Origin of the sequence: Micromonospora deserti (genome assembly GCF_003236335.1) — a bacterium.
Lineage (GTDB): Bacteria > Actinomycetota > Actinomycetes > Mycobacteriales > Micromonosporaceae > Micromonospora > Micromonospora deserti.
This window is the reverse complement of record NZ_POUB01000399.1, coordinates 1-4,080: the sequence shown is the minus strand read 5'-3', so window position 1 is coordinate 4,080 and position 4,080 is coordinate 1. Positions and strand designations below refer to the sequence as shown.

6 protein-coding genes and 1 pseudogene are annotated in these 4,080 nt (G+C 72.7%); 2 read left to right on the top strand and 5 right to left on the bottom strand.

Going from position 1 to position 4,080, the window contains the following annotated elements:
* From C1I99_RS30010 to C1I99_RS29990, 5 genes and pseudogenes are all read right to left on the bottom strand, one after another.
* Positions 1-297, bottom strand: a pseudogene (locus tag C1I99_RS30010) (hypothetical protein); the annotation flags it as partial.
* A 153-nt stretch (positions 298-450) separates the two neighbouring features.
* Positions 451-630, bottom strand: coding sequence for a DUF397 domain-containing protein (locus tag C1I99_RS30005; protein ID WP_233512796.1), 180 nt, complete (start codon positions 628-630; stop codon positions 451-453).
* 43 nt (positions 631-673) lie between these two features.
* Positions 674-952, bottom strand: a complete 279-nt coding sequence (locus C1I99_RS30000; RefSeq protein ID WP_233512795.1) for a hypothetical protein — start codon at positions 950-952, stop codon at positions 674-676.
* On the bottom strand, positions 949-1,128 hold the full coding sequence (locus C1I99_RS29995) for a hypothetical protein (protein WP_111137542.1): 180 nt from the start codon (positions 1,126-1,128) through the stop codon (positions 949-951). Before C1I99_RS29995 ends, C1I99_RS30000 begins: the two co-directional genes overlap by 4 nt.
* Before the next feature lie 151 nt (positions 1,129-1,279).
* A complete protein-coding gene (locus tag C1I99_RS29990) occupies positions 1,280-2,491 on the bottom strand; it encodes a helix-turn-helix domain-containing protein (protein WP_111137541.1) in 1,212 nt (403 codons plus the stop codon).
* 135 nt (positions 2,492-2,626) lie between these two features.
* Between C1I99_RS29990 and C1I99_RS29985 the strand changes: the two genes are divergently transcribed.
* Together C1I99_RS29985 and C1I99_RS29980 are read left to right on the top strand one after the other, a co-directional pair.
* Positions 2,627-3,037 (top strand): winged helix-turn-helix domain-containing protein, encoded by a 411-nt coding sequence (locus tag C1I99_RS29985; protein ID WP_111137540.1) that lies wholly within the window; start codon positions 2,627-2,629, stop codon positions 3,035-3,037.
* A gap of 202 nt (positions 3,038-3,239) precedes the next feature.
* Positions 3,240-3,719 (top strand): hypothetical protein, encoded by a 480-nt coding sequence (locus C1I99_RS29980; RefSeq protein ID WP_111137539.1) that lies wholly within the window; start codon positions 3,240-3,242, stop codon positions 3,717-3,719.
* Positions 3,720-4,080: the final 361 nt, after the last annotated feature.

Below are 4,080 nucleotides of genomic sequence, written 5' to 3'. Positions count from 1 at the left end.
GGTTGACGGGGACGGACTGGGGGTGGGCAGCTGCCAGGTGGCCTTGCCCTGGTTGTAGACGCAGGTGAGGGTGCGTCCGTCGTCGCCGACAGCCGACGCGTTCGTGTTCTCGCACAGGTAGCCGATCGCGACCTTCGTGTACTTCGGGCCGGGCGTGGCGGCGACCGGCGTCGGCTCGGAGCTGGCGCGGCCTGCGGCGTACGCGCCGGCGGCGATGGCGATGACGGCGACGGCGGCCGCGGCGGCTATGAGGATCTGGCGCTTGTGGCCGGTGGAGGGTTGGGGAGGGGTGGTCATGCCGGCACCGTACTCGCTGTGGTCAATCGGTCACGTCCGCTGTTCGGGCGGTTGAGCTGCCGCTACGCACTGGGCGCCACTCACCCGCCTGGCGGTGGCACCTCAACGGAAGCGGCCGGCCTCGGGTTCGGGGCCGGCCGCTTCGTCGTCCGGTCAGAACGTCTGGCCGGCGCGCACGCTCTCCACGAAGGTCGACCACTCCCGCGGGTCGATCTTGATGGTGATCTCGGGGCGCTTCGAGTTCCGCAGGACCCTGTTGCCGTCCGGGTCGACCGCGACCTCCAGGCAGTTCGGGCCGGAGTTGTCGCACCGGTTCGGGCGCATCCACTGCATGATGTTCTCCATTTGTCAGCCGGCCATCGGGTGCGGCCGGTGGTCATCGGGTCCAGGCGACGAAGCGCGCGAAGACGTCGCCGGCTGGCCACAGCTGCAGCTCGGTGAGCGCCTGGTCGTAGAGCCCGGCCATGTAGATCCCGAGGCCGACCCGGTTGCCGGCGTACGCCTCGCCGAGGCACACCTTCGCGGGGGCGCACGGCCAGGGCTGCTCGCAGGCGCGGCAGTCCCAGCTGGGCCGGGCGGGTTGATGGGCGTCGCCGTCGACGCGCTCGTTGAGCACGGCGGCCGCACGGGCTGCGCGCCCCGGACGGGCGGTCACCGGGTCGGCCTGTCGTAGAGGTGCTGACCGGCGCGGCGCCGGGCCTGCGCGAGCAGCCGCTCCCGGGCGGCGGGCTGCTCGCGCTCCTGGATCTTCTGGCCGGTGCCGGGCGCGACCGGGGGCATCGGGGTGGGCCGGTCGGCCACCGCGCGTAACAGCCAGATGAGCGTCTTCAAGGGGATTCGCCTCCCTCGCCAGTCGGCGGGGGTGGCAGGGCGAACAGCTCCGTCGTACGCCGTGCGACTCCCTGCCGCCACCGTGGCATCACGCTAAGCAGCCACGGTGGACGGGCGGGGTACGTGGTGTACCCGGTGACGGGGTGTACCCCTACGACTCCGGCGCGGACACCCGGCGGGCCAGGTCGGCCGCCTCAGCCCGGATCGACGCCGGCGCCTCCCGCGACAGCCGGCCCAGCATGTCCTGCGCCGCCGGCGAGTACCGCACGGTCTCCGGCGACGTCGCCTCCGCCCGCGTCAGCAGGTGCAGCGTCGCCTCCCGCGCGCCCTCCAGGTCGGCCGAGCGGGCCAGCTCCACGTAGTGCCGGCCGCGCCGCTCCGTCGACGGGATCGACGCCGGGTCGAGGGCGTGGGCGCGGCGCTGCGCCTCGTCGGGGTCACCGAGGTCGACGGCGCACATCACCGCGTACACGTCGACGAGCGGCCGGGACACCCGGGTACGCAGCCCGACGTACCCCTCCGGCAGGGCCCGTTCGACGACCTGCCGGGCGGCATCCCAGTCCGACCAGGCGCCCTGGTCGCCGGTGCGGGCCCGGGTCAGTGCCGCGCACAGGTGCAGGTCGGCGAGCATCTCCGCCCACTCCACGCCGCCGTCGGCGACCCGCGGCTCGATCAGGCCGCGGGCCTCCCTCAGCCTGTCGAGGGCTTCGTCGCCGCGGCCGACGGCGCGGAGTAGGTGCGCGGCGTACCAGATGGACTGCGCGATCGCGAGGGGGTCGTCTGCGTCGAGGGCGGCGGCCATGCCCCGGTCGACGGTGAGCCAGCACAGCTCCCGGTCGCCGTGCCAGGCCAGGAACGCCTGGGCGAGGTGGTAGGCCTGGGCGAGCTGGGCGAGGCTCTGCCGGCGGGCGTCGCCGGTGTGCAGCCGGGCGGCGCGCTGGGTGGCGTCGAGGAGGCCGGGCAGGATGACGCCGGCCTCGGTGCGCTGGTGCCGGCTGGTGTGCCAGGTCTGCCAGGCGGAGTCGATGGCGCCGCGCAGGTATTCCGGCGTCTCGGGCTCGCCGGCGATGGTGATGTGCCAGGCGGTCAGGGCGCGGCGGACGTCGTCGACGGCGGGGTGGCTGGGTCGGCCGTCGAGGGACAGGGCGACCTGCGGTCCGAAGAGGTCACCCAGGTCGTGCACGCCGAGGTGCGGGGCGAGCTGCTGGGCGGCGCGCAACGTCAAGCTGCGGCGACCGTTCTCGATGAACTTGATGGTGGTCGGGCTGAGGCCGGCGAGGCCGGCGAGGCGCTCGCGGGAGAGACCCGCCTGACGGCGGAGCCGCTCGACGCGCTGGCCGGGGGTGGGCTGCTGGTCGACCATGGGGCACCTCGCCGGGTCGGGTACATCGTGTACCCCACCGTACGCCACGCCGCCTACATCACGGCGACCGTCGATCGGATCCAGGTACTCAGGTACCTGACCGGGCGCGCCCGTGGGTCCCCTTAGCCTGCGGCAGTGATCTACCCCGCGCAGGAGCAGGTCGGCCGCAACGAGCTGGCCGACATCCTGCGCGCCCGGATCGCATCAGGGCAGCTCAGGCCGGGTGACCGGCTACCGTCCGAAAGGGACTTGTCCCAGACGTACGGGGTCAGCGCGGTGACCGCCAGGGCGGCGGTGACGCAGCTGCGCAACGAGGGCCTGGCGGAGGCGGTCAGGGGCCGCGGGGTGGTGGTTCGGGCACCGGTCGAGCCGGAGCCGGTCGTGGTCGAGCCGGGCGAGTGGGTGTGCGCGCGCAACCCGACGCCGGCGGAGCGCCGGGAGTACCAGGTGCCGGAGGGTGTGCCGCTGCTGATCGTGGTCCACGCCGACGGGTTGCAGGATCTGTACCCGGCGCACCGGTATCGGGCGGTATTCCGCACGGGCTAGTACACCCGTTCGGTCTGTATCTGTCGTTCGAAACGTGCGGGACATCAACGGTTGAGCATGGGAGTTTCGCCATCTGCTAAAACCCGCGCGTGATCGTTGCCTCACTCCCTGTCGCATAGACGACACTGCCGCGATGACAAACACGTGGGGAAACAGCAAGGCCAGATTCGATCGAGAACCGGCGGGCTGTAGCCCTGCGCAAATGGCGTTCTTCGCCATTGGCTGCACCGCGCTCGCCGTCGCCGGCGTCGTCTTTATCTTCGACCTGTTCGGGGACCACGACGTGCCGCGAGGGTTGTACGCGATCGTGGCCGCCAGCATCGTCATCGGCGGGGACGGCTGGACGGTCCTGTGGGCGATCAGCCAGGCGGAGAAGCGGGTGCAGCGCTCCGTGACGCCCGAGATCGCCGGGCTTCGCAAGGGGATCGAGCGCCGTGACAAGCAGCTGGCGGAGCTGACCAGCCGCATGGACGCGCTGATCGACCGACTCGAAGGTGCAGCACCCTCCCGTCCGCGGCCTACCCACGTGGCCGCGTCATGCCGCGCTGTCGGCCACACCTACATGTCGCAGGGCTACCAGGAGGCGAGGGTGGGAATCGTCCGACCCTCCGCCGTCGACGCCGACACCCTCGCCGCAATGCAGCGGCTCAACCTTCGGCTGCTGCGCGGCGGCGACAGCTGACCCGCTGGGGGTGGGTGGCCCTGTGCGTGGTTAACCATCCCCCACCATCGTGACGTAGGTGTCGAACATCGTCCCTCCAGGGGAGATCGGGCTTGTCATCGCGAGTCGACTCGGTGTCGAGCCTGGGCGGCCGGGCGGCGCGCCGCCAGCGCGGGCCGTCGGCCTGTGGACAGCCGGGCCGCCTGTGGACGAGAACCTGATCAAGGTCCCGGTGTGCTAAGGCCGTGCGGCACGGGGGAGCGGCGGCGGCGCCGGCTCGACGACCTGGGACCGGGCTCCGGCCGGGGCGCCCGGCTGGCCGTGACCCCGGCCCGCCGTGGCCCGGCCGGCCGAGTCGTACGCCGGCACGGGCGGGCGGGAC